Annotated in this window: 24 protein-coding genes and 1 tRNA gene; 7 read left to right on the top strand and 18 right to left on the bottom strand. The window is 65.6% G+C overall.

The window, feature by feature from the left end; genetic code table 11:
- Window positions 1-164: 164 nt before the first annotated feature.
- Window positions 165-1,115 (top strand): hypothetical protein, encoded by a 951-nt coding sequence (locus OHB26_RS24465; protein WP_330179594.1) that lies wholly within the window; start codon window positions 165-167, stop codon window positions 1,113-1,115.
- Window positions 1,116-1,118: 3 nt separating this feature from the next.
- Here OHB26_RS24465 and OHB26_RS24470 read toward each other — a convergent pair whose 3' ends face one another.
- From OHB26_RS24470 to OHB26_RS24520, 11 genes are all read right to left on the bottom strand, one after another.
- A complete protein-coding gene (locus OHB26_RS24470; RefSeq protein WP_330179595.1) occupies window positions 1,119-1,502 on the bottom strand; it encodes a hypothetical protein in 384 nt (127 codons plus the stop codon).
- A 199-nt stretch (window positions 1,503-1,701) separates the two neighbouring features.
- The gene (locus OHB26_RS24475; protein WP_330179596.1) at window positions 1,702-3,291 is read right to left on the bottom strand and encodes a peptide ABC transporter substrate-binding protein; all 1,590 of its coding nucleotides are present in this window, start codon (window positions 3,289-3,291) and stop codon (window positions 1,702-1,704) included.
- A gap of 178 nt (window positions 3,292-3,469) precedes the next feature.
- Window positions 3,470-4,636: a hypothetical protein gene (locus OHB26_RS24480; RefSeq protein ID WP_330179597.1), complete on the bottom strand. Its 1,167-nt coding sequence runs from the start codon at window positions 4,634-4,636 to the stop codon at window positions 3,470-3,472.
- Between the two features lie 80 nt (window positions 4,637-4,716).
- Window positions 4,717-5,025: a hypothetical protein gene (locus tag OHB26_RS24485; RefSeq protein ID WP_169812529.1), complete on the bottom strand. Its 309-nt coding sequence runs from the start codon at window positions 5,023-5,025 to the stop codon at window positions 4,717-4,719.
- Window positions 5,026-5,137: 112 nt separating this feature from the next.
- A tRNA-Gly gene (locus OHB26_RS24490) sits at window positions 5,138-5,210 on the bottom strand.
- A 99-nt stretch (window positions 5,211-5,309) separates the two neighbouring features.
- A complete protein-coding gene (locus tag OHB26_RS24495) occupies window positions 5,310-6,149 on the bottom strand; it encodes a hypothetical protein (RefSeq protein WP_330179598.1) in 840 nt (279 codons plus the stop codon).
- Entirely contained in the window at window positions 6,146-7,852 is a 1,707-nt protein-coding gene (locus OHB26_RS24500; protein ID WP_330179599.1) for a cutinase family protein, read from the bottom strand. Before OHB26_RS24500 ends, OHB26_RS24495 begins: the two co-directional genes overlap by 4 nt.
- Before the next feature lie 17 nt (window positions 7,853-7,869).
- The gene (locus tag OHB26_RS24505; RefSeq protein WP_330179600.1) at window positions 7,870-8,499 is read right to left on the bottom strand and encodes a hypothetical protein; all 630 of its coding nucleotides are present in this window, start codon (window positions 8,497-8,499) and stop codon (window positions 7,870-7,872) included.
- Entirely contained in the window at window positions 8,496-9,353 is an 858-nt protein-coding gene (locus OHB26_RS24510) for a MinD/ParA family ATP-binding protein (RefSeq protein ID WP_330179601.1), read from the bottom strand. The genes OHB26_RS24505 and OHB26_RS24510 overlap by 4 nt, the downstream gene beginning before the upstream one ends.
- A 3-nt stretch (window positions 9,354-9,356) precedes the next feature.
- Window positions 9,357-10,151: a hypothetical protein gene (locus tag OHB26_RS24515; protein ID WP_330179602.1), complete on the bottom strand. Its 795-nt coding sequence runs from the start codon at window positions 10,149-10,151 to the stop codon at window positions 9,357-9,359.
- Window positions 10,152-10,173: 22 nt separating this feature from the next.
- Window positions 10,174-11,298 carry a hypothetical protein gene (locus OHB26_RS24520; RefSeq protein ID WP_330179603.1) on the bottom strand — a complete coding sequence of 375 codons (1,125 nt, stop codon included), beginning with the start codon at window positions 11,296-11,298 and terminating at the stop codon, window positions 10,174-10,176.
- A 308-nt stretch (window positions 11,299-11,606) separates the two neighbouring features.
- Here OHB26_RS24520 and OHB26_RS24525 point away from each other — a divergent pair, with 308 nt between their 5' ends.
- A complete protein-coding gene (locus OHB26_RS24525; protein WP_330179604.1) occupies window positions 11,607-12,248 on the top strand; it encodes a hypothetical protein in 642 nt (213 codons plus the stop codon).
- Window positions 12,249-12,258: 10 nt separating this feature from the next.
- Here the strand turns inward: OHB26_RS24525 and OHB26_RS24530 are convergent, their stop codons facing one another.
- Both OHB26_RS24530 and OHB26_RS24535 read right to left on the bottom strand, forming a co-directional pair.
- The gene (locus tag OHB26_RS24530; RefSeq protein WP_330179605.1) at window positions 12,259-12,450 is read right to left on the bottom strand and encodes a DUF397 domain-containing protein; all 192 of its coding nucleotides are present in this window, start codon (window positions 12,448-12,450) and stop codon (window positions 12,259-12,261) included.
- Window positions 12,447-13,352 carry a helix-turn-helix domain-containing protein gene (locus tag OHB26_RS24535; protein ID WP_330179606.1) on the bottom strand — a complete coding sequence of 302 codons (906 nt, stop codon included), beginning with the start codon at window positions 13,350-13,352 and terminating at the stop codon, window positions 12,447-12,449. Before OHB26_RS24535 ends, OHB26_RS24530 begins: the two co-directional genes overlap by 4 nt.
- 437 nt (window positions 13,353-13,789) lie before the next feature.
- Here OHB26_RS24535 and OHB26_RS24540 point away from each other — a divergent pair, with 437 nt between their 5' ends.
- The gene (locus OHB26_RS24540; protein WP_330179607.1) at window positions 13,790-15,370 is read left to right on the top strand and encodes an HNH endonuclease signature motif containing protein; all 1,581 of its coding nucleotides are present in this window, start codon (window positions 13,790-13,792) and stop codon (window positions 15,368-15,370) included.
- Between the two features lie 215 nt (window positions 15,371-15,585).
- Here OHB26_RS24540 and OHB26_RS24545 read toward each other — a convergent pair whose 3' ends face one another.
- On the bottom strand, window positions 15,586-16,389 hold the full coding sequence (locus OHB26_RS24545; protein ID WP_330179608.1) for an acyl-CoA thioesterase domain-containing protein: 804 nt from the start codon (window positions 16,387-16,389) through the stop codon (window positions 15,586-15,588).
- 158 nt (window positions 16,390-16,547) lie between these two features.
- On the opposite strand from OHB26_RS24545, the gene OHB26_RS24550 reads away from it, so the two are divergent.
- Together OHB26_RS24550 and OHB26_RS24555 are read left to right on the top strand one after the other, a co-directional pair.
- Window positions 16,548-17,273 (top strand): alpha/beta fold hydrolase, encoded by a 726-nt coding sequence (locus OHB26_RS24550; protein WP_330179609.1) that lies wholly within the window; start codon window positions 16,548-16,550, stop codon window positions 17,271-17,273.
- A gap of 37 nt (window positions 17,274-17,310) precedes the next feature.
- Window positions 17,311-18,207: an RNA polymerase sigma-70 factor gene (locus tag OHB26_RS24555; RefSeq protein WP_442942711.1), complete on the top strand. Its 897-nt coding sequence runs from the start codon at window positions 17,311-17,313 to the stop codon at window positions 18,205-18,207.
- A gap of 44 nt (window positions 18,208-18,251) precedes the next feature.
- Here OHB26_RS24555 and OHB26_RS24560 read toward each other — a convergent pair whose 3' ends face one another.
- Entirely contained in the window at window positions 18,252-18,689 is a 438-nt protein-coding gene (locus OHB26_RS24560; RefSeq protein ID WP_330179611.1) for an SRPBCC family protein, read from the bottom strand.
- A gap of 225 nt (window positions 18,690-18,914) precedes the next feature.
- Here OHB26_RS24560 and OHB26_RS24565 point away from each other — a divergent pair, with 225 nt between their 5' ends.
- The gene (locus OHB26_RS24565) at window positions 18,915-19,160 is read left to right on the top strand and encodes a hypothetical protein (protein WP_330179612.1); all 246 of its coding nucleotides are present in this window, start codon (window positions 18,915-18,917) and stop codon (window positions 19,158-19,160) included.
- Between the two features lie 45 nt (window positions 19,161-19,205).
- Here OHB26_RS24565 and OHB26_RS24570 read toward each other — a convergent pair whose 3' ends face one another.
- Window positions 19,206-19,760 carry an isochorismatase family protein gene (locus OHB26_RS24570; RefSeq protein ID WP_330179613.1) on the bottom strand — a complete coding sequence of 185 codons (555 nt, stop codon included), beginning with the start codon at window positions 19,758-19,760 and terminating at the stop codon, window positions 19,206-19,208.
- Between the two features lie 172 nt (window positions 19,761-19,932).
- Here OHB26_RS24570 and OHB26_RS24575 point away from each other — a divergent pair, with 172 nt between their 5' ends.
- The gene (locus tag OHB26_RS24575) at window positions 19,933-20,085 is read left to right on the top strand and encodes a hypothetical protein (RefSeq protein WP_330179614.1); all 153 of its coding nucleotides are present in this window, start codon (window positions 19,933-19,935) and stop codon (window positions 20,083-20,085) included.
- Here the strand turns inward: OHB26_RS24575 and OHB26_RS24580 are convergent.
- Window positions 20,082-22,181: an amylo-alpha-1,6-glucosidase gene (locus OHB26_RS24580; RefSeq protein ID WP_442942712.1), complete on the bottom strand. Its 2,100-nt coding sequence runs from the start codon at window positions 22,179-22,181 to the stop codon at window positions 20,082-20,084. The genes OHB26_RS24575 and OHB26_RS24580 overlap by 4 nt on opposite strands.
- Entirely contained in the window at window positions 22,178-23,356 is a 1,179-nt protein-coding gene (locus tag OHB26_RS24585; RefSeq protein WP_330185771.1) for a glycosyltransferase family 4 protein, read from the bottom strand. Before OHB26_RS24585 ends, OHB26_RS24580 begins: the two co-directional genes overlap by 4 nt.
- Window positions 23,357-23,490 lie beyond the last annotated feature (134 nt).

Here is a 23,490-nt window from a genome sequence, read left to right on the forward strand (position 1 = left end):
CGCTCGGCCGTTCATCACGCCGCGCTCGCGGTTGCGTAACGAATCTTGCCGCTTTCCTGTCTGGTTGGCCCTGGGCTGCGGCACTCTGGAGAGTACGGCGTGAGCCGGTGGTTTCCGGGTACATCGGAAGCGGCTCATGAAGAAGTGGCTGGGGCGGTGATCGTGTGAGCACGAGGCGAGTGGAAGTTCCGCGCGGGCAATCGGTGGCCCTCGTCGATCCGGAACCGAATCAGGTATCGGCGGTGCCGGATTCGCGCGGGCATCGGCCGGGTGAGCGGTGCCGGGAGCCGGGGTGCGTGAACTGTCACTGGGATGCCCAGCGACTCAAGTTCTGGCTACGCGCGCGGCTGCTGGCGGCCGGCGCCGATGAGGTGCAGGTGGATGTCGGGGTCGGCGATCTGATCCCGGACCTGTTGTGGCGCAAGGGCGATCGGGTCTGTGTCATCCAGGTGCACAGTGCGGCACCGGAGTTGGGTCGGGCTCGTCAGATGACGGCGGCGTTGCAGGCCGATGGCTGTGGTGAGGTGCTGTGGATCACCCCGCCCGGCTTCTGGACGGCGCAATTGCCCGCCCTGGGCATAGATGATTTCGCGCCGGCGGCGTGTGACTACCGGGTGCTGGGCGGTATGCTCGCCGCTGGCCCGGGTGGCGTGGTTTCACCCAGTCAATCCGCCTGTGAGCTGCGGGAATTAATCACAGGATGGGTCGCGGAGGAGCTCGCGTACGGCTTCCGCGACGAGCACACGGGAGGCTGGGCCACGGTGACCGATTGGGAACGTCACACTCGGACACAGGCGGCTGTCATCGCTCGGCAGCGCCAGGAACTCATGAATCAGCGCACCGCGCTTGCCTTGGCGCGCAAGGCGACTCGCGATAAGACCAAGCAGATGTTGCGCCTGACCCATCGCCTGGAGCGCGCCGAGGCCGCTGCCCAGGACCAGGCCGACGATCTGGCCCAGGCCCGTCGTCGCATAGCCGATCACAGCCGGGTGGACGCCACCCTGCGCATTACGGTCGCCGGTCAGAAGGCGGCGATCATGCACTGGCAGTTGATCTCCTGGTTCGCCCTGCTGATCATCGTCACCTTCATCGCGGCGGGCATTCTGATCCGCTGACCGTCAGTCCGTATCCAGCACACTCGCCGGAACGCCGTAGGGCAGGAACCGCACCCGACGGCGTTCATCGGTGTTGTCCCGGTGCGCGCGTAGCGCTTCCAGCTCATTGGGGAACACCTGGTCGACGCGGGCGGTCCCGTCGTCATCGATGGTGTAGATCGCCCACACCCCGCTCCCGGTCTCCCCGGTGGTCGGCTCCTCGGTCTTGGTGGCCCGCGTAGGTCCGCCCTGCGCCAGCGGCCCGAGCAGTGAGACCAGCGAATTCAAGGTGGTGCGATCGAGATACTCCCCGGCTTTCCCGATCAGATCCCGGAATTCGATCCCGGCGTCCCGCAGGGCGCGTTCGAAGTCTTCCGGATCGATCCCGAAGGGCCCATTGGTTGCCATAGCCAGTGCTCCTGGTGACGAGTGTCGGTACTCCCGCCCCCAGTCTCCTCGCGCGATCCCGCCCGCGCCACGTGCGTTCCGGAATTGCCGCGCCCGCCCTTACCGCGGCGTCGGAGGTGTGATCCTCGGAGTTGTTCCACCGCCGCGGCCGGATTGGGTTCAGCCCCGCGCCCGGCCCGGCGGTGGATACGGCTGCGGGCTAGGACTTCTCGATGTTCTCGAAGTCGAAGAGTCCGGCCCAGGTGACCTTGGCCTTGACCTTGTCCGAGCGGGCCGCGGCGGCGCTGTACTCGAGTACGGGGACGTCGGCCATATCGGCCAGCAGCAGGGTTTGGGCCTGGGCCAGGAACCCGTACGCCTGATCGGGCGTGGGGGAGGCCAGGGCCGCGTTGAGTAGTCGGTCGAATTCCGGGTTGGCGTAGTCGATGTCGTTGGTCTCCGACCCGCCCAGATACTGCGAGGTCAGGAATTCGAACATGGACGGGTAGTCGCCCTGCCAGGCGTAGCGGAACGCCTTGTTGATGGTGCGATGGGTGATTTCGTCGCGCACGTTCTTGAAGGTCGGGTACGGGAAGCCCCCGGCCTCGATACCGAGGGTGTTCTTCACGCTGTTGGCAATGGCCTCAATGACGGCCTGATGATCCCCGTCGGCGTTGTAGGCGATCTGCAGACCGCCCGACCACGGCGAGATGGCATCGGCCTGCGCCCACATCTTCTTGGCCTCATCCGGGTTGTACTTCAGCCACTGCACACCGGGCAGGTCACCGCGGAACCCGGGCAGGGTGGAGGCGGTGAAGTCGAGGGCGGGTAGGCGCGCGCCGTGGAAGATATTGGCGCAGATCTGATCCCGGTTGATCGCCATGGAGATCGCCTTGCGCCGCAGCACGCCCTCCGCGCCGCCGAAGTGCGCCAGATTCGGCTGGAAGCCGATGTGCAGGTTCTGCGCGGTGGGGTGGTCGATGGCGCGGTCGCCGAGATCCTTCTTATAGGTTTCCAGCGCACTGGTGGGGACGGTGTCGAGCGCGTCGAGGTTCCCGGCGAGCAGATCGGCGTAGGCGGTGTCGAAGGACTGGTACATCATGAACTTCAGCCCTTTGTTCTTCGCGGGCCGTCCGCCGTGATAGCCCGCGTTCGGCTTCACCTTGATCTCGACATTGTGGTCCCAGCTGGTCAGCTCGTACGGGCCGTTGCCGACGGGATGTTCACCGAACGCCTTCATATCCTTGTAGGCCACCTCGGGCAGCGGATAGAACGGCGAGAAGCCCAGTGACAGTTCGAAATCCATCGAGGGCTGGGTGAGATCGACCGTGAACGTGTGCGTATCGACCACCTTCAGCCCCGAGAGGGTCTGCGCCTTGGGTGGATCGGCGGTCACATCGGCGTAGCCGACAATGGGCGAGAACACCCAGCTGCTCAACTGGGCATTGGTGCCCAGCGCTCCGTAGTTCCAGGCGTCGACGAACGATTTCGCCGTGACCGGCGTCCCGTCGGTGAAGGTCCAATCCGGTTTCAGGGTGATCGTGTAGTGCTGCCGGTCGGGTGAGTCGATCGACTGCGCGACCTCATTGAAGGATTTGCCGTCCACGTCGTAGTACTTGAGCCCCGCGAACAACCGGTCGACCACGCGCCCGCCCTGGTTCTCGTTGGTATTGGACGGCACCAGGGGATTCTGTGGCTCACCGGCATTGACGATGACGTATCCGTCATCGCCGCCGCTACTCGACGAACACCCCGTCAATGCGGGACTGGCGACCAGTGCGGCCGCGAAACACAATGCGGCGATCGACATTCGCTTCAAGATTCTTCCCCTATCCAGCGTGTCCGGCACGGCCGCGGCGAAGCCCGAAGCACCCCGCCCGGCTGCGGCTATCGTGGGAGGGTATCGATCTTGTACGGCGCAACCACAGGTTTGGATCGTATTTGTTTCAGCATATTTGCGTCCCGGCAATACGAAATCCGGTTGCGGATCAACCGTGTGAGAGCCGGAATGGTCCACGGTCCCAGCGCCATTGGTGCCGCAGCACCATGGCGGCGAGGTCCAGGAGTGCTATCCCGGTGTCGTCGCGGTAGCGGCGTAGCTCGGTCCAATCCAGCGGCCCGGCGGCGAGGCGATTGCGCAGCAGGTTCTCGTGGCGGGCATTCACCTTGCGCGCCATGAGATCCGCGACCCCTTCGTCCGCGCCGGTCCAGACCAGCCAGCCCCAGCCGTGTGCGTGCGCGTAGGCGCGGCCCGCGGTGGATTTGACCCGGTTCACATGGAATGCGGTGTGGGCCAGCGGGATTACGTCGATCAACACCACTCGACCGTCGGCGAATTGGGCGACTGCGGTCGGGTAGTGCGCGCGTTCGCTGCCGTCGATGTCGTAGCCGATCTCCGCGGGATACTCCTGAAAGCTCTCGACGCGTTCACTGCCGTCGAGTTGACGCAGCAGCCGCGCCTGCAATCCGGTATCGAAAGTCGTTTCACGAGAGAGTTTCTCGGAGTACATCGACCCGCGCCCGTCATCGGCGATATCCAAGGTTCGAGCCGGTGCGCCGGGCAGCTCGTCGGGCGACCCGTCCGCCCACTCCACGCGATGCAGCCAGGGGTTCCAGATGCCCGCCGGGACCTGTTCCAGATGCTCCGGCGGCATGAGATGCCACCGCCCCTTCTGCTGCCATCCCGCGATGCGCTGGAATACGAAGCCCGCCAGGCGTTTCGACTCTTGCAGATCGTGCCCGGCCAATCGCAGCTTCAGATACGCGCGGTCCTGCGCGACGATATCGCTGTCGGTGGCATAGGTTTCGCCGAGCAGCGTGCGCACCAGGCGCTCATCGCTCCAGCCGAGGGGGTAGCGGGTGGCGAAGACGCTCAGATCATGTTCGCCGCCGAGTTGTGCGGCACGCACCATATTGCCGACGGCACGGGTGTAGAGCTGGCGCGCACGATCGCGGGAGACGCCGAAGCGCGCGCCGAGCAGGGTGAGGGTTTCGGGTGGTTCGCCGTCCAAACCGAGACGGCAGGTGATGAGCGCGCCCTCGCGTGGGCGTTCGACCGCTTGTTCGCCGACCATGGCGGCCAGCACCTCGTCGATCTCCTCCAGGCCGAAGTCATCGCCGTTGGAGGTTTTCGCCGCACGCTCAGTACTCGTCACAGTGGCCCCTGCCGTTTCGCCAGTCTGTTCGACGAGCTTAGCGGCGGGGGCCGACATGTTGCGGGAGGTCGGCTAGCCGATCAGCCGATCGCCGCGTTCATGATGGTTCCGGCACTGGTCGCGATAATGCCGCCGATCATCGCGCCCGCCACCATCTTCGGCGAGGCCAGACCGCCACCGGACCACTTCTCCCACGCGAAGCGACCACCTGCGTAGGTGATGCCCAGCACGCCGGAGAGCAGTACGAACCAGGTGAAGTACCGGACCAGCTTCAGCAGCTTGTCGGCCACCGGCGGTGTCTCGGGCGTGGGATTGCTGATCTGGGCGAGCACGGAGCTGTCGCTGAGATGAAGCACAGTGTCGTGGAAGGCGCTGAGCATGGGGGTCACCCCTATGACGTTACCTCGAAAACACCCCGACATGCCCGGGAATGTTTGGCTGGGATCCGCTGCGCGGCAGGAGTTTACGTGGCCGTAAGGGGTATGGACATCGAGTCCGTTGAGCGGATGACGAGATTCGAACTCGCGACCCTCACCTTGGCAAGGTGATGCGCTACCAGCTGCGCTACATCCGCTTGCGCGTCTTCCGGGGCTTTGCGGCTCCGTCGGCGTGCGAGAGAAGACATTAGCGGACGATGCGCCGAACCACCAAAACGGGGTGCCGAGCCCCGTTGTCAGCGCGGGGTCGTCTCGCCCTGTAGGGGCACGATCGAAGCGATCAGCGTCCTATCTCCGCTGGTAGAGGTCATAACGAGCTGCGGCGGCCAGACCTTGCTCGAATTGTCCGGATGCGTCTCGCTCACCACCATGATGTGCTGTCCGCCGAATGGCCCCGGCATGATCTGCACGCAGTATTTGGTCCCGACCGGAATGCTGTCGATTCCGGCCTGGATGTCCGCGACCGACGGCGCGGTGGCATCCGGCGCGAACATCTCGTGCACGCGTTCGCCATTGCGCTCGACGTAGTACCGATTCTGTAGGGCCAAGATCACATCCGGACCGGACTTGGTACTACCGGGTCCATTGCCGCGAATGCTGGTGCCGCTCATCTCATTCGGGCACAGCGCCGGATTCGCCGCGGCCGCCGGAGCCGCCGAACTGGTGGCGGCCGAACTCGGCGGGGGAGCGGCCACGGTCGGCATCGGCCCGCTCTTGTCGTCGGGGGTCATCTTGGCCATCTGCACCGCCACCGCCGCGACCACCGCGACGACGGCCAGAACCCCCAGTAGTGGTGCGGCCCAGGCCGGATACGGCCCGCGACGTGGTTTCGATTTGAGCGGCCCGGACCGCAGTCGCGCCGCTTCCGGGCGTCGATGCCGCGCTCCGATATGCGGCCGCAGTTCGGGTTCGTAGTACTCGTCGTCGTACTCGTCGTCGGAGTCGTACGCGGGTTCGATGTATCGCGTGGCGACCGGCTCCGGCTCGGGTTCCGGTGCGATCCAATCCGACCAGTCGCCGGTGTACTCGTCCTCGTCCTCGCTGGGAGTCAGCGGCTCCCGCTCCTGTGTGGTCATCGTGTCGCCTGTGGTTGGAGGTTGGGGATGAGGGGAGCCCCGCTGGTGGTGGGTGCGGTCGAGGTGCCGGGTGCGATGGCGATGAGGGGCGCGCTGCCGGTGGCGGTGGTTCCGCCGCCGGAATCGCCGCCGCCGAGCGGGAATTGCCCGCCGGGAATGCTGCTCGTGGTGACGGTGCTGCTGGGCGCGAAGTCGAATCCGCCGGTGGGCTTGTCACTGCCGCCGACCGGTACGGCCCCCGGCTTGCTCACCGACGAGAGGTCATGGGCCAGCGCCGCGAACCAGGTGCCGACGAATTGTGTTGGGCTGTCGCCGAATCCGCCGCCCTGCGCATGGGTGTAGTCATGCTTGGCCGCGGTGTTCCAGTACCGCACCCAGGTGGTGACGTCCAGGAGATCCTTATTGTCGGTGACGTTCTGGACCAGCGCCGAGAACGCCTGGGTGGTGAGATTGCTGATGGTGGTCGGCGGCACCAGATCCGCCACCGCCCCCACCAGTTTGGTGCCCAGCAATGCCAGTCCCGCAATGGGATTGGCCAATCCGGCCGCCGCTATCTCGGCGATATTGGTGGCGGTGAGCACGTTCTTCACCACGGCCACAACGGAATTGAACGCGATGGTGCCGACCTTGACCAGCGCCTGCATGGCCGCGGGCAGATTCAGCGCGGTATTGGGATCGGCCGCGTCCGCGACCCGCTGCGACAGCGATTTCTGCGGCTGGATCGACAGATCGGTGATCGACTTGCCGGAGATGTCATTGTTCACCACATTGGTGAAGGTCTTGATCGAGGTGAAGGCCAGCGCCTCGGCAATGGATTTCAGCGAGGCGATCGGATCGCCACCCGAAATCTCCACCTGCCCAGCGATATTGGCGACCGCCTTGAGCAGCGGTGCGTTGTCCGGCGCGTCACAGGCCAGATCACCGTCGGCGCAGAAGCTGGCGACCCGCCCGCTCAGGCTCCCGAAGTTGATCGCCGCCGATCCACCCGTGGTCGTCCCGCCCGTGATGGTGGAGGAGATGTTGGAGACATTGCCGATATTGGCCGCGGTCCCCATTCCGGATCCGGCGGGCGGTTGATCCGATTGCGGTGGCGGCGGCAGTTTCGCGACCTCGGTGCCGCTGGTGCCGGGTGCGGCATCGGGCTCCTTCTGCCCCGGCTTGCCCGGGAACATGGCCGCCCCCGCGGAGCGCGTGGGATCCCCGAACAGCGCGACCGCCGCGACCTTGTCGGCGGGGACGACACCCTTGCCCGCCGCGACCTCCTGTGCGAAGAGCGACGCCACATGCGCCCCCTGCGAATACCCAGCAACCGCTATCCGGGTGTTGGAGCATCGATCCGCGACCTGTTTGGCCATGGACCGCAACCGATCCAGCCCATTGGTCACCGACTGCGAGTAAGTGGTCTTGTCACTGATGACCGCCCCGCCGAAGGACGACTCGTACGGCACATACGCGCGATCCACCAGTCCGTTGTCCGAGGCCTCGGACATCATCGGCCGGAAGACCGTCGACAGCATCCCGGTATCGGTGGTCACCGCCGCATCCGGCGAGGACTCCCCGGTTCCCTGCACCCCGAGCGCGAACAGTGCCGGGCAGCTGTCCAGCGCCAGATTCGTATCGGGCGGACCCGCTCCGGCCCCGCCTATGGTCACCGCCGTGAAAAGCCCTGCGGTGGTAATGATGAGCAGCAGTTTCCGGACCACGCCGCACCTCGTTCAGCTCATGGACTCGCGGTCTTCGCGCCTGGTTGCGCGCCTGCGGTGATCCGCGCCCCGGCCGCGCGGGCCGTGGTGAGGATCTGCTCGGCGAGATGCCGAACCGGTTGTGGCGGTGTGCGCGTGGGATCGCCCTCATCCACCGGTGAGATGGTGACGGTCGGATTCCACGCGGCCATTTCATGTGGTTCGAGCGCCCGCCACTGCTCCAGCCAGCCGAGCCGCCAGACCTGCGCGCCGAGCTCGCGTGCGAGGTCCTCGGCGTCGTCGCGGCGCTCGATGACCGGATTGGGCAGTGGGCGTGCGGAATCGGCGACGGTGATGATCCCGACGACCTCGCTCCCGGCGGGTGTGGCGTGCTGTTCATGCGAGATCAGCGCGCGGTGCAGGGTATTCATCCCGCGCATATGCGTGCGCGCCACCAACACCACCAGCGGTGAGTCCATATCCGCGCCGATGCCGATGCGCGCGGGCCAGCGCTGGCCGGCGTCTCCGGCCCAGCTCATACTCGCGGCCAGACTGCTCACGCCCGCGCCGCCGTGCACGCCGACCAGCCACAGCAGCGGTGGTCGGGCGGGCCGATTCGGTACGGCGCGTTGCCACATGGGCACCGGGGGCAGGCTGACCATGGTCATCGCACCGCCCCCAGCAGCGCCAGGTACGCATCGCGCGTCTCGGCGGCCAGCCGATGCCAGGAGATGAGTCCGCCGCTGGCGAGATGAATGTCGAAGGGCACCAACTGCACCGCGCGCACCCATTCACCGAGGTGTGCGCGCACATGCGCGAGGATGGCCGTGCCCGAGCCCGGCGTCTGCTCGGTCAATACGATCACCGCGTCGCCGACGACGAATTCGCTGTAGTTCTCGTCCAGCCATTCGAGCGCGGGCTGCAACCGGTTGATGGCATCCGGGCGCGCCGCCACCGTGATCACCAGCCCCACCCGCGGATCGGCGAGCAGGGGAGCGACCAGCCGACTGGTCACCGGCGCGCCCGCGTCGAATATGGCCAGCAGCCCGGCGGTTTCGAGATGCCGCGCCACCGAGACCATCGACTCTCGCCGCGGCAGCGCCTCCGGACTGCGGGTCAGTACCCGCACCCCCGTACTGGCCTGCCCCGCGCACGCCCCGACACTGGAGGGCAGTTCGGGATGCGCCGACACCAGCCAGGTCTGGATGGTGCTGACCGGCTGCGCGGTATCGCAGCCGCGCCGCGCCAGATCCCCGCCGCCGAGGGTGGCGTCGACCGCGACCGGCCACACCTCACCCTCACTGTCGATGGCGGCGGCCGCGGCCAATCCCAATGCGGTGGTCGATGATCCGGACGACCCGGACCCGCCGAGCACCAGCACCGAGGGCGCGGCGGCACGCACCAGCCGCCCCTGCCCGCCGCGCAGCGGCACCGGATCGGTGGGTTTACCGATCGGGGTGCGCGGCGCGGGCTCTTCCTCGGATGCTGTCGCCCGGCGGATCAGGTCATGGACATCGACCATCGCTCACCTGCCACCGGCGATGATCGAGCTGATCAGCACCTGGTTATCGCGTGAGACGGTGGTGAAGATCTGCTGCCAGGACGATTGCGCGCCGTCCGGGCGGAGTTCATTGACGGTGACATCCCAGTGGTCGGTGGTGAGCCGGGTAATGCTCACACAGTGCTGGGTTCCGGCCGGAACCGCCGAAATGGCATCGCGGGTGGCCTGTTCCGGGGCGGCCTGCGCGTCCGGGGTGAGCAGACCGCGCACCACCGAGGCATCGCGCAGCACGTACCAGGCGTATTCCAGGCGCAGGATGACTCCCGGACCGGTGCTGAGATCGCCCGCGCTGGAGCCGCTCACCCGATCGGCGGTGCTGGCGGTCTCACACCAGGCGGGCTGGACCGGCGGGGCGGGTGGATTCGCCGCCGGGACAAGCGATGCCGTGGCCGGGGTGGCGGTGGTATCGGAGCTCGGGGTGAAGATCACCAGAATGCCCACCGCGAGTACGGCGAGCGCGGCGACGGCCGCCGCGACCACGGTGAGGCGCGTGCGCACCTGACGGCGATGCCGGGTCTGCTCCGCGCGTTCCCGTGCGGCCGCCATGAGATGCGCCATGGGGTCTTCGGGAATATCGTCCGGGCCCTTGGAGAGTGATACGCGCGCATGCGCGTCCGCCTCCCCGGGCACGGTGGCCGAATCATCGAGCCACTGCGCCCAGGCCGGACTGCCCTGGGCGGCGGAGCGAGGTTTCGGTGCGGTCGGCGGTAACGCGGGTAGTGGTGGTCGCGGCGCCGTGCGGTCGTCCTGTTCGATCACGGCGTCTCCCAATGCTTTCTCGTCAGGCACCTGGCGCGGGCGCTAGCGCGGCCAGGAAGTTCTCGGGGGTCAGAGGCGGCATCTGGGCGACGGCGGAGCGCAGGGAATCGACCGTGGTGTCGACGGTTTGCGCCACCTGGTCGACGGTCTGCTGGACCTGGGTGGTGACCTGCTCCACGATCGGGGCGACCTGCTGGGCCACGGGGGCTACGGCGTCGTAGACGGGCTGGGCGGCGGGGATGGGAGCCACGGCCGGGACGATGGGGGAGACCGGGGCGGGAGCTGAAACCGGTGCTGCCACGGGCTGATCGATTGTCGCCGGATCGGCGGGCGGTGGCTTGGTGGCATCGCCACCGCTGAGCCACTTACCAGCGAGCGCCGCCAACGACGCTGTGCCGATCACAACCGGACCGCTGACGAGGCCGCCGACTGATGCGCCGATCACGCATCCACCAGCGCCGCCGATGATCGCGCCTGCGGGGGCTCCGATACCAGCAGTGGGCAATCCACCGATCACGCCGCCAGCGACTGCACCGACTATTCCTCCGACCACGCAACCAGTTGGCACCAAAGCAAGTGGCGCTACGGCCGCAGCACCAACGCCCACGAGGGCACCGATAGTGCTCGATGCGGCCATTCGGTCGGAGTCTTCGCGGGAGTAGCCCATACCGTCGTACGCTGCGGCGATCTGCCACTCAGCCATATCGAGGTAGGTCTGAGCCTTGTCTCGCATCTTGGTATCGACGAAGTCCGGCAGCTGCACAGTGTTCGTCCCGATCCGCAACTTGTGCGGATCGGTCGGCATCACTTCCTGATTCGGATTCTGCGGCTGTGCCTCGGGTTCCGGCTCAGTCGTATCCGGCTGTGTGGTCTGCGGTTTCGGCTGGACCAGCGTATTCACGTCCGGCTGCGTCTGCTGCTGGGGTCGCGGCCGGTTCGGCGGGGCGATCGGCGGGTCCGGAATCCAGTCCGCGGGACTGGGGGCGGTATTCGCGGGCGGCTGTTGGGGCGAGGTGCTCAACCCCGGTTGACCCTCGCCCGGAACGGCCAGCCCCGGCTGGCCGGGAGCGGCCCCGGCGATGCCCTGCCCGGCGACGAGCATTATCGGCAAAACCGATAATGCGAGTGAAGTTCGTTTGGAATTCATTACCCATTCCCCTTACCAGAACGGTCGAGCGCGGGCTGACCCGCCCGAAACCCCCTGCCGACCAGCGCTATTCGCGCCTGGTGTCGAATCCACCGCAACTGACCCATGACTGAACCCCACCACCGTGCGATGATCATGTTTCCGGCTCGATCCTACCCGGAACCGCGCTCCTCACAACTGGATACGGGTTAGTCGGAACGAATTCTTCTGCGCATGCGATTCCGCATCGTACGATCGCATCCGCTCATCGCAAGAACCGTGCGCCGCAGTATTTCTCACCCGCCCGCCGGTTCCCGGAAGGAATTCCCATGCGTGCTCGGCCAGCATCCTCCGCGCTAACTCTTGCGCTCGCCCTCGCCGCCACCCTGACCCTCACCGCCTGCGGCGGTCTGGGCGGCACCGGCGTCACCACCACCAGCCTCGCCCCGCCCGATCCGGCGCACGCCCCCACCGATGTCCACTGGGAAGCCTTCCAGGGCATCCAATTACCCATCGGCGCACACGACGGCCCCACCAAGATAGGCACCACCGCCTCGGGCTACTCGCATACTCCCCAGGGCGCGGCCCTGGCCGCCATCAACCACACGGTCCGCCTCTCCCTGGCCCCCGACAGCTCCTGGCCGGAAGTGGCCTCCCAATCCCTCATGCCCGGTCCCGCCAAGGACTCCTGGGTCCTGTCCCGAGCCCAGATCTCGGTCACCGCCCCCGCCGACCCCGCGGTGGCCCCCCGCATCTCCGGCTACAAAATAGCCACCTACGACCCCATCCGCACCGACATAACCATCTACACCACCTACCCCGACGCCAGCATCGCCGCGACCCTCCAAACAGTCGAATGGTCCGCCGACGACTGGCGTCTCCGCCTCCCCGACCCGAACTCCAAAACGACTACGGTGCAGTCGATCCCGGCAATCCCGGAGGGAATAGTCAGACTGGAGCCGCCCAAGTAGGCGGTCGGCGTCAACCCTGCCAGACGCCGCTGGCGAGGAACCGATCCCACTGAGCACCGGAAAATACCAACGCCGGACCACCCGGATCCTTCGAATCCCGCACGCCGACAAAGCTGTCGACGAATGCGATCTCGACACATTCGGAGGCATTCGGGGATTTGCTGGACTTGAACCATTTCGCCTGGGACAGATCGATATTCACTCCGCGTGCTCCTTCGCGATACTCCACACCAGGTCTCTGGTGGCATCCTCACTCAACGCTACCTGCTCGAGGTCGGCAATCGCCCGACGATGTCGATCGATCACATCGCTCTGCTCGAGATAGAGCGCACCCTCGTAGCCGTCGACATAAACCACCGGTGGTTCGACCAATCGACTTGCCAGTGGCGGGAATTCGAGCAGTGCGAACGAACGCGCCACCAGTCCGAGCGGTGCGGGCGCGGTGAAGGGTACGACGCGGATCGTGAGATTGTCGCGCTCGGCTGCCTCGACGAGATGCCGCAACTGTTCGGCCATGACCGCCGGGCCGCCGGGCCGATGTCGCAGAACTGCTTCCGACAGAAGGGCTTTCATTCGAAATCCATCTTTGTCGAGAACCGTTCGTCTGCGCGCGGCCAGTTCGAGTCGGCGTTCGACATCGACGGCGGACAGCGCCGGGTCGGCGGCAACTGTCAACGATCGGCGATACTCCGATGTCTGCAACAGCCCGGGCACCAACGAAAGCTGGTGTGTCGTAAGTTGATCGGCCGCCGTTTCCAGATCCAGATAGTGATCGAAGTGTGCGGCGAACTGATCACTGTACGACCGCCACCAGCCCTTCGTCGTACCTTGCATTTTGGCGGCCTGGTCCTGTTGCTTGACCTCCTCCCACAGGGAGAGAATCTCGTCTCGTTCCTCGCTCGGCTGGGTGAGGCCGTAGAAATCCAGCAGATCCCGAATTTGAGACGTTGATATTTTAATCTTCCGCCCATCTTCCATGCGGCCGACACTCTGCGGCGAGATCTCGATGTGCAGCCCGGCCACCAATTGGCCTTTGCCTGAACGAATTCGGTGCTCGCGAAGCGTGCGCCCCAATGCCCTGCGGGGAAGTGATGATCCGGCCATTTCTTTAGCCTCACTATCCGGGTTGCCCCGTATTGGATTACCCCTCAACGGATTGCCACAAGGTTATCTGGATTTGCCTCGGTAGTAGTGCCACTTGAATCAATCTGGGTCTACGGAAAGGTTCGCACCCCCTCATCTCCCGCTGGAGGCCGAAATGTCTTGGGACGCATGGGCTCTACTCTCGATCCTCGCGCTCTGCACCGCTGTGATCATCTGGTCCTGCTGGGGCTTCTACCGCGAGCGCGATTCCCAGGAGCCCCACCTACTCCGACTCGCCCTCACCACCGGCGGATACCTCTGCATCCCCCGACCCGTCGACCACCCCGTAGCGCGCCACCGGCCCCGACCGAGAAATGAAAGACGCTACCTTCTGAATAGCCTTGTATCACAATGACTTTCGCCTATCGAAGTCTGTTTTCCGGGGGTAAAATTGAGGCATGATTCCAAGAGGGGAAACCGATATCGTGAACGGCGCGCACGCGCTGCTCACATCGGTGCATACCCTGATCGAGGAGTCGTTCTATCCGCTCACCGATTCCGAGTTCGTGGGGGTGATGGGTGAGGTGGAAACCGCTCTGCGGCAACTGGAGACGGTCAAGCATCGTCTGATCGCCGAGACCGAGCGTCGTTCGTTGGCGGAGCGGAATGGTTTCCGTAAGACTTCGGTGTATTTGGAGCGGACTCTGCGTTTGTCTCACGCTGATGCGTTGGCGCGGGTGCGTGCGGCGGAGAAGTTGAGTCCGCAGGTCACCCAGCAGGGTGTGGATGTGGGTCCGGAATTGCGGTATGTGGCGTTGGCGCAGGCGGAGGGTGTGATCTCGGTCGATCATGCTCGTCGTATCGCGTGGATCATCGGGCGTCTGCCCGAGGTCGCGACCGCTGCCGAGCGTGAGAACGCGGAGTTGATCCTCACCGATTACGCCCGTGAGGGTTCACCCGATGTGCTCCCGGGTTTGGGTGAGGAGATCATGGCGCGTATCGACCCTGATGGCACGTTGACTCGTGATCGGGACCGTCAGCGTCGTCGTGGTCTGAGTTTGGGTAAACAGCGTGTGGATGGCATGTCCCAACTCTCGGGTGAGATCACGCCGGAGTTGCGTGCGTTGCTCGATCCGTTGCTGGCCAAGTTCGCTCGCCCGGGCATGTGTAATCCCGAAGACCCTCACAGCCCGCACCCCGGCACCGCCGCCGCGCATGCTGCCGCTGGCGCGACTCCCGCCCACGATTCGATTGCCGCTACCGCTAATGCTGATGCGGCGGATGATGTGAATGACGTTAGCGATATCGAGGCTCTCCGGGCTGCTGCCGCGCGTGATACGCGCACGGCCGCGCAGCGTAATCATGATGCGCTGCTGGCGATTCTGGGTTTGGGTGTCGATACCAGCGCACTCGGCACTCATCGTGGTGTGCCGGTCGCGGCGATCATCACCATGACTTTGGCCGAGGTGGAGCAGGCCGCGGGGGTGGCGACCACCGCCACCGGCGGTACGGTCTCGATCCCCGAGGCGTTGAGGCTGGCGCAGGGTTCGCGGCCGTGGCTGGCGATCTTCGACGGTGCGGGGAGGCCGTTGCGGTTGGGTCGGGGTCGCAGGTTGGCCAGTGCGGCACAGCGTTTGGCGTTGATCGCCGCCGAAAAAGGCTGCACACGCCCGGGGTGTGGTGCCCCGGCATCGATCTCGGCGGTGCATCACGTCACCGAGTACGCGAAAGAGGGTCGCACCGATATCGAGAATCTGACCCTGGCCTGCGATTCCTGCCACGCCTTGATTCATGACGGTCCTGGTGGTTGGAAGACGGTGAGATTGCCCTCCGATCACAGGTTCGCGGGCCGTACCGGTTGGATCGCCCCGCCCTCGGTGGATTCCTCGGGGGTGCCGAAGGTGAATCAGCGTCATGATCTGCGGGGTCAGCTGCTGGCCGGGTTGGCGAAGATTCATGCGCGCAATGAGGTTGTCGCGCAGAGGCATCGGGTGCGGTTGGGGCCGTTGGCTGTCCAGGTTTGCGCTGCGGGGGAGTAGGGGTACGGCCCGGGGCCTTCGTAGCAGACCCGGGCAGTGACCCTGCGGTGCCAGCGGGGTTCGGGAGGACAAGCAAAACAAACGCGGCAGTGCCGGGTACGGCAGACGAAGTAACCAGCACTGCCTGTTCTGCTTTGCAGCCCGGTTGAGCGAAGCAAAACCGCCCGCAAGAGAACCGACATGGGTCGGCCCCAGACCTCCCCACGAAACCATCTCTACGAACGAGACGCAGAAAACTCAGCCATATCCACCTGCCGCCGAACATTGGACACTCCCGTGGCAACACAAGTCCCCAACACCCCGCCCCGGTCATACATCACAGCGGTCCCCACCATCACCCCCTCGGAAGCAACCCGATCCACCGCAACCAACCCCACCTCATCCCCGACGGGCAACCGCGAAAGCGTCACCGTCACATCACTATTGATATACCCCACCCCCTCCGTCCCCCAATTGCACGCGAGATTAGTCGTATCCCCGATGAATGCCGCCCGCTGAAACACCGAAATCCGCTCTCCCTCAACCAGAGCGGGCAGATTCTGCCAAATAGCCTTCCGCTCCCCGTTCTGCCCCGACGCGAAGTCCGAACTCCACTCGAACTCACCACTCTTGAACAACGGAGCATCACCCCCCGGCGTATTCAACTCCCGCTCCGGCATCGGCAACTCCCGCTCCGCCTGCCACACCCGCCCCGAAGGTTCTTGTCCCACGGTCAAATACATCACGCTGGCCCGCGCCCGCACCTCACCCTGCTGCACGATGGAGGCGTCGATCACCCGCACCCGCTTCCCATCCCGCACGATCTCACTCCGCACCGAGATCGGCTCATTGAGCACGGGCCGGAACAGATCCGCGGTGAACCGTGCGGGCACGAACCCCACCCCCGGCGACAACGTCTCCATCTCGCGCGCGAGCAGCCCGCACACCCCGGTCCCCGCCACCTGCTTCGAACTCCAGGCGCTCACCGCCATCGGCGTCGCCGTGAACCGGCCATCCTCCATCGTGAAGAACGCGACCATCTTCCCCTCCTGATTTTCAAGATCTCCCAGCATTAGAGCATGTCCGGATCTGCCGCATTCACGGCCCGTAACGAGGGGCGCGGACCGGCGCCGTCGATCGAGACTGGATGGTGCACAGCGCAATCGACCTCCATCGCAGCGATGGGGAAGGGAATCTCATGTCCTCGCCGACAACCGTCGTTCTCGTGCACGGAGCCTTCGCCGACGCCGCCAGCTGGGCTCCCGTCACCGAGCGCCTGCTCGCCCAGGGGTATCGCGTGCTGGCTCCGCCGGTCTTCAACCGCGGCCTCTCCGAGGACGCGGCCTACATCAAATCCTTCGCGGAGCAGATCGAGGGGCCGGTGCTGCTGGCCGGGCACTCCTACGGTGGCGCGGTCATCACCGTCGCGGGTGTCGCCGACAATGTGACCGGGCTCGTCTATGTCTCCGGCTATGTGCTGGAGGAGGGTGAATCCCTGGGCGAGCTGCAAGGCGGATTCCCCGATTCCGAACTGGCCGCCAACCTGGTCTACACCAAGTATCCGGTGGCGGAGGGCGAGCCCGGAACCGATGTCTCGGTCGACATCGCCGCATTCCCCGAGGTTTTCGCCGCGGGTCTGGACCCCGTCCGCGCCCGGGTGCTCGCCGTATCGCAGCGCCCCCTGTCCGCCTTCGCATTCGGCGAGCCCGCGAGCGCCGCCGCCTGGAAGACCAAGCCGGCCTGGGGCATTGTGTCCAGCGCCGACCGCACCATCAATCCCGAGGTGGAGCGATTCGGCTACAAGCGCGCCGGTCTGCGCTCGGTGGTGGAGCTCAACGCACCGCACCTGGTGATGCAAACCCATCCCGATGAGGTCGCCGCCGTAATCGTCTCGGCGATAACCGAACTGGCCGGAGACTCGTAGCCCGCGCGGTACCCGGATCTCCCACGGTGGCGATAGTTTGGAAGCCGTGGGCGAACCGGGGGCATTCGACGAGTTGCGGCCGCTGCTGTTCACGATCGCGTACGAGATCCTGGGGAGCGCGGCCGATGCGGAAGATGTGGTGCAGGACAGCTATCTGCGGTGGCGGGATGCGCGGGCGGTCGAGCATCCACGCGCGTACCTGACCCAGGTTGTCACGCGGCAGGCGCTCAACCGGCTGCGCACGGTGAAGCGGCGGCGCGAGGAGTACGTCGGGGATTGGCTACCCGAACCGATTCGCACCGAACACGATGCCAGCCACGACATTCTGCTGGCCGAATCGGTATCGATGGCCATGTTGCTCGTTTTGGAAACCTTGAGCCCGACCGAGCGCGCGGTATTCGTGCTCGCCGAGGTGTTCGGGCATTCGCTGGTCGAGATCGCGGAGATGATCGACAAGAACGACGCGACGGTCCGGCAGATCGCGCATCGCGCGCGCGAGCATGTGCGGGCGCGGCGTAAGCGATTCGAACCCGATTCCGATACGAGTCGCGCGGTGATCACGCAGTTCGCGGTGGCGTCGCGCACCGGTGATGTGCGGACGTTGATGGAGGTGCTCGCCCCGGACGTGGTGTCGATCGCCGATGGCGGCGGCAAGGTCACCGTGGCGGGCCGCCCGATCCGCGGCCCCGAGGCGGTGGCCAAGTACCTGATCGCACTGGCACGAGGACCCATGGCGGAGATGACCTTCGACCTCGGCACCTTCAACGCGCTCCCCGCGCTGCTATGCCACACCGCGGCGGGGGAGCTCGATTCGATTCTGCTGATCGAGGTCTCCGGGAATCTCATCTCCGGCCTGTACGCCGTCCGCAATCCCGACAAACTGCGCGAGTCCGCGGTGCCGCGTCCGCTCAGCCGTGCCGCAGACCACAGTTGATCTCATGTCACGGTTTCGAATCCCACGCGCCTGCGAGAAGGACCTCAGCTCTCGATCACCGCGGCCAACTTCGGCATGAGGTTCCGCCACCCGCGTTCCATGGCATTGCGCGCCATCTTGCCGCGCTTGTCCTCGATATCGAACCCGGTCTGCGTCAACAGCAATCGCGTCCCGCGCCCCTGCGGCCGCACGGTCCAGTCCACCACCCACCGCACCGGACTCTCCGGCCGCATATAGATCCAGCTGTAGGTCAACTGTTCCCCGTGCCGCGCCACCAGCACCTCGGCGGCGACCTCGGACGGCGGTTGGGTAGGGAAAACCAGAATGAACCGCGTCCCCACCTCGGCCTCGAACCCCACGGTCCGGGCGAACCACCGCTCCATCACCTCCGGCCGAGTCAGCGCCTCCCACACCACCTCCGGCGGCCGCGCGAAGAACCGCCCGATCTCCACCGCCGCCGGATTCAACTCCGCATCATCCATGCCCACTACCCCTCGCCGTCTTCACCACCGTGCCATGCCTGACGATTCATCCAACGTACCAATCGGCAACCGAAACGTTATGCAAGGCAGCGACATTCTGGCCTGCGGTCGTGGCCTATTTCGGCCACGCGAAAAAGCCATCTGAATCGAGAATGTTTCATATGCTCTGACGCGGCAGCGGGACTGCACCGTTCTGCCTGGGCAACCTGATAAGGGGACAATTTCATGAAGCGAACCATTCTCGTCGGCGTAGCCGCCTGCGCGCTCCTGGGAGCAGCCGCCGGAACCGCTGCGGCAGCGGGCGTTCCGCTCACCGCCTCGGAGGTGGATATCAGCCCCGGCTCGGCCGGGGACCTCGGCAATGCGATCGGCGCGGGTTCGGTCAATGCGGGCAGCTCCGCTGCCACCCTGGGCAGTGCCTTCGGCGGCGGTTACTGGGATGGGGTGCTCAGCAGCCTCTCCGCCCACTGAGCAGCCAATTCTGAGGCAGGCCATGGGATTTCATGGCCTGCCCGGTCAGTTCCCGAAGTCGACGTCGTCGGCCGCGATGACCTGCGCGATGCGGCCGGGTGCGGTGGTGTACTGCCAGTAGAGGTTGGTGTGGCGGATGACGGCTTCCGGGGACGGGGCACCCCATGCGGAGAGATCCTCGGTGGTGTGCGCGTCCTCGACCAGGACGGTGTCGTAACCGCGAACGAATGCGCCGTGCAGGGTGGAGCGAATACAGGCATCGGTCTGCGCGCCCGCGATGAAGACTCGACTGACCTCGAGACCCGTGAGAATCGACTCGAGACCGGTGTCCTCGAACGAGTCGCCGTAGCTCTTGTCCAGGCGGAGTTCATCATCGGCGGGCTTCAGCTCCGGGACTATCTGCCACGGGTCGCTACCCGGGACGCGGTCCTCGGTGATGTCCTGGACCCAAAGAACGGGAACCCGCGCGGAGCGCGCTTTCTCGACCAGGCGGCCGATCGCTGCCACCACGGCCTCGCGCTGATGCGCATCGGCGACGACGCTGTTCTGCGCATCGACGACGATGACGGCGGATTGCGGGCGATTCTCGGGGTAGGTCACAGCTGTCGATCGTAGGGCGACTCGGACCGTGACAACCTGCAAAAGGTGTAAATCCCCGGTGACGGGGAACTCCGTGGTAAGCCAAGGAAATTCGAGTCACGCTGTTCCATCGAGCATGGAGGGCAGTGCATTGATATCGGAATTTGCTGGGAGTTCGACCTCGGATCTGTGGTTGTCGCAGTATCGGGACTGCGCCTGTGAACCACTCTGTCTCACCGTGGAGAAGGCGCGATTCGTCATAGCCGTGCACGCGGGACATGGTCCCGCGTGCCGGGAGTATCTCGGTGCGTCCGCGTTCGTCGCGGAGTTCGAGGCCGCCTATTAGTCGATGAGCGTCCAATCCTGAGGCAGGCCATGAACTTTCATGGCCTCACCCTCGGCTTCGATACTCAGGGTGTGTGCGCCCAGGCGCAGGTCGGTCAGTATCAGGCGACCCCAGCGCCGAGGAAGCTTCGGAGCGAGTTTCAACTGCCCGCGCGGGACGTCGACATCCAGGCCGAGCATGGAACGCACCAGCAGCAGGGGAGCGGCGCTCGCCCACGCCTGAGGTGAACACGAGGTGGGATACGGTACGGGAGAATGGAATTGGGTGCGGGGGAAGCCGCAGAACAATTCCGGTGGACGGCCGTCGAAGGCCAGGGCGGCATCCAGCAGACCATCCGAGAGTCGCTCGGCCAAATCGACCGCACCCGGGATATGCCGGTAGCGCATCAAACCCGCCACGGCGATCGCGGTGTCATGCGGCCAGACCGAACCATTGTGGTAACTCATGGGATTGAACGCACCCATACTCGCGGAGAGCGTGCGCAGCCCGAACCCGCAATCCATATCCTGGTCGGCGAGCCGCTGAACTATCAGGGCCGCATGATCGTCATCCACGATTCCGGTCCACAGCAGATGCGCGATATTGCTTGTGAGGGAATCCAGCTGCCGTTTGTCGCGGTCCAGAGCGACGGCGTACCAGCCGCGCTCCGGAATCCAGAACGCCTCGGTGAATCGCCGTTTACCTTCCGCCGCTTGCTGTCTGAGCCTGTCGGCCAGCATCGATTCGCCATCCGCCTCGGCGATCTCGGCCCGCGCCATCCGGGCCGCGTACACGTACCCCTGCACCTCGCACAGCGCGATAGGAGCCTGAGCCACCTGACCCTCGGCATCGTTGATGCCGTCGAAGCTGTCCTTCCAGCCCTGATTCGCCAAGCCGCGGTCGGTCTTTCGGTGATATTCGACCAGCCCGTCACCGTCGGCATCGCCGAAGTGGTCGATCCACGACAGTGCCGCGTCGGCGGCGGGCAGCAGTTCGCGCACCACCTGCTCCTCCGCACCCCAGCGGCGGCATTCGCCCAGCAGCATGACGAACAGCGGTGTGGCATCGACGGAGCCGTAATACACATTGCCTCCGAGGACTTGATGCCCGGCGGGGCCGCGCCGCATCTCGTGCATGATGCGGCCCGGCTCCTCCTCGGTGAGCGGATCCACCGTCGTCCCTTGCAATTTCGCCAACTGCCGCAGCGTGCCCACAGCGAGATCGCTATCAAGCAGCAGCGACATCCACGAGGTGAGCAGGCTGTCGCGACCGAACAGGGTCATGAACCAGGGCGCGCCGGCCGCGACATACGCCGACAGGCCGTCACCCCGGTCCTCGATTCGCAGTGCGCCCAAATCGCTTTCGGTGTGGCGCAGGATATGCGCGAGCCCCGGATCGGTGGAGCTGAGATCGGTGGCCGTCGCGCGCCAGGCCCGCAATCTGTGCCCTGGACTCTCCTCGTCGCAGGCGAGCGGCACCCGCCGGTGCGCGATCACCGGTTCGGCGATCACCCGCGCCTGCCATTGACCGTGCGCGGGTACCACCGCACGCCAATTCAATGCCCCCGGAGCGACAATCGGCTCGCCGGTGCCGCTCACGATCAGCCCGCGTCCAGGATCGGTGTGATCGGCGATATGCAGTTCCTGTCCGGATACGGACGTCTCCGCACCGCCCGGATGCCCGCGACCGTCCTTGACCGCGAACAGATCCGCGAAATCGGCAGCCACATGCAGGCTCAACGACACCGCGGTGTCCTCGCGCCCCAGATTGTGAATGCTGATCGTCTCCTTCATGCCCTCGCCGATCATGCGGCGGCGCACGATCAACAGCGTGCTGTCCGCCAGCCCCGGCCGCGGCGGCATCCGCAGCACGAACCGCGCCGCGAAGGCCTCCGGGGTGAGCACGGTCAGCTGTTCGGCCCGCTGACCGTCCACCCGCAACTCCCACCGCGACACCACCCGCGCATCGCGAAAGAACAAGCCCTGCGCGGTACCCGGATGAATATCGCCCAGCTGATCGGAGAGGCAGAAGGTACTCGCCTCCACCAGCGTCACCGTGGGATGCGACCCGCCGACACCGATCGGCGGGCCCGCATTGAAGACCTGTGGCGTGCTCACGCGGGATTCGTTTCATCGGTGCCGAGGAACGCCATGGCCCGCGCCATTGCCGGAACCGCCGGATCCCGTCCGGGCACAACAATTTTCGGCTGCTTGGCGAGCACACAGCGATACGCGGCCTCATAACCCTCACCGAGTCGGCGAATGGAGAAGAACTCCTCCACGCGACGGCGGCATTTCGTCGGATCGATATCCCTGGCCCGCTCCATGGCCTCGGGCAGCTCATCGGGATGGTCGCAGATAATGCCCGTGACCTCGTTCTCGATCACTTCTTCCACCGCGCCGCCGCGCAGGGCGACAACCGGTGTGCCGCAGGCCATCGCCTCGATCATCACCATGCCGAACGGCTCTTCCCAGCGAATCGGGAACAGCAAACACCGTGCGGCGGAGAGCAATTGCCGCTTGGCGGTGGCATCGGCCTCACCGAACACCTGATCGCGATCGGTGAGCAGCGGCCGCACCTCCTGCTCGAAGAACGCCTTCTCCGGCTCCTCATTGCACTTGGCCGCCAGCACCAGCGGGATGCCCGCCCGGTGTGCCGCTTTCAACGCGGTATGCGGCCCCTTGTAGTCCACATACCTGCCGAGGAACAGCGCGAAATCCTGCTTCTCCGTCTGAAAGGGCCACTCCGAAGGCCGAATAGCGTTGTGCACCCGGCTGATCCAGTTCAAATCGGGGGCCAGCGCCCGCTGCCGGTCACTGATCGCCACCAAATGCGTTGTGTCCCGCATGGTCCGGTAGTACTCGACCTCTTCCCCATCCACCGGTCCATGCACGGTGACCACCGTGGGAATCCCCAGCGCCCGGAACGCCGGAGCATTCAACGGCCCGGCGAAGGTGTGATCATGCACCACATCGATCCGCTCGGCCGCCGCGATCCCCTCCACCGCCCGCCGAACCTTCAAGGCGTGCAACACCTCCGGATACGGATTCCCCAGCAACTCCGGAATGATCCGATCCCAGATGGGCACGAACTCCGCCTTGGTCCCGTTCCGCCCCGCTCCCAACAGCGTGACCCGATGCCCCCTCTCCACCAAAGCGTCCGCCAACTGCGCCACCACCGCCTCCACACCCCCGTACCCCGTAGGCGGAACCTCGAAGTACGGCGGCGCGACCAACACGATATGCAGTCGCCGGGAGGAAGCTACAGAAACCCGAACCGTAGGTTCGGCCACGAACGCGGTACTGCTCACGGCAATCACTCCTCAGCTGTAGTGGCTAGGAATCACCTGCGAGAGACACACTCGAAGCGGCCACAAGGCCGCCCATCTACGATTGCCCAGCATCCCGCCGGTTAACCCAAAATCCG

The organism is Nocardia sp. NBC_01503, from assembly GCF_036327755.1.
In the GTDB taxonomy this organism is placed as follows: domain Bacteria; phylum Actinomycetota; class Actinomycetes; order Mycobacteriales; family Mycobacteriaceae; genus Nocardia.

Coding starts and splice junctions, on each gene's coding strand:
- OHB26_RS24470 (WP_330179595.1), bottom strand. CDS start 1,502: ATGGCAACCAATGGGCCCTTCGGGATCGATCCGGAAGACTTCGAACGC.
- OHB26_RS24475 (WP_330179596.1), bottom strand. CDS start 3,291: ATGTCGATCGCCGCATTGTGTTTCGCGGCCGCACTGGTCGCCAGTCCC.
- OHB26_RS24495 (WP_330179598.1), bottom strand. CDS start 6,149: ATGACCACACAGGAGCGGGAGCCGCTGACTCCCAGCGAGGACGAGGAC.
- OHB26_RS24505 (WP_330179600.1), bottom strand. CDS start 8,499: ATGACCATGGTCAGCCTGCCCCCGGTGCCCATGTGGCAACGCGCCGTA.
- OHB26_RS24510 (WP_330179601.1), bottom strand. CDS start 9,353: ATGGTCGATGTCCATGACCTGATCCGCCGGGCGACAGCATCCGAGGAA.
- OHB26_RS24520 (WP_330179603.1), bottom strand. CDS start 11,298: ATGAATTCCAAACGAACTTCACTCGCATTATCGGTTTTGCCGATAATG.
- OHB26_RS24525 (WP_330179604.1), top strand. CDS start 11,607: ATGCGTGCTCGGCCAGCATCCTCCGCGCTAACTCTTGCGCTCGCCCTC.
- OHB26_RS24535 (WP_330179606.1), bottom strand. CDS start 13,352: ATGGCCGGATCATCACTTCCCCGCAGGGCATTGGGGCGCACGCTTCGC.
- OHB26_RS24540 (WP_330179607.1), top strand. CDS start 13,790: ATGATTCCAAGAGGGGAAACCGATATCGTGAACGGCGCGCACGCGCTG.
- OHB26_RS24545 (WP_330179608.1), bottom strand. CDS start 16,389: ATGGTCGCGTTCTTCACGATGGAGGATGGCCGGTTCACGGCGACGCCG.
- OHB26_RS24550 (WP_330179609.1), top strand. CDS start 16,548: ATGTCCTCGCCGACAACCGTCGTTCTCGTGCACGGAGCCTTCGCCGAC.
- OHB26_RS24560 (WP_330179611.1), bottom strand. CDS start 18,689: ATGGATGATGCGGAGTTGAATCCGGCGGCGGTGGAGATCGGGCGGTTC.
- OHB26_RS24565 (WP_330179612.1), top strand. CDS start 18,915: ATGAAGCGAACCATTCTCGTCGGCGTAGCCGCCTGCGCGCTCCTGGGA.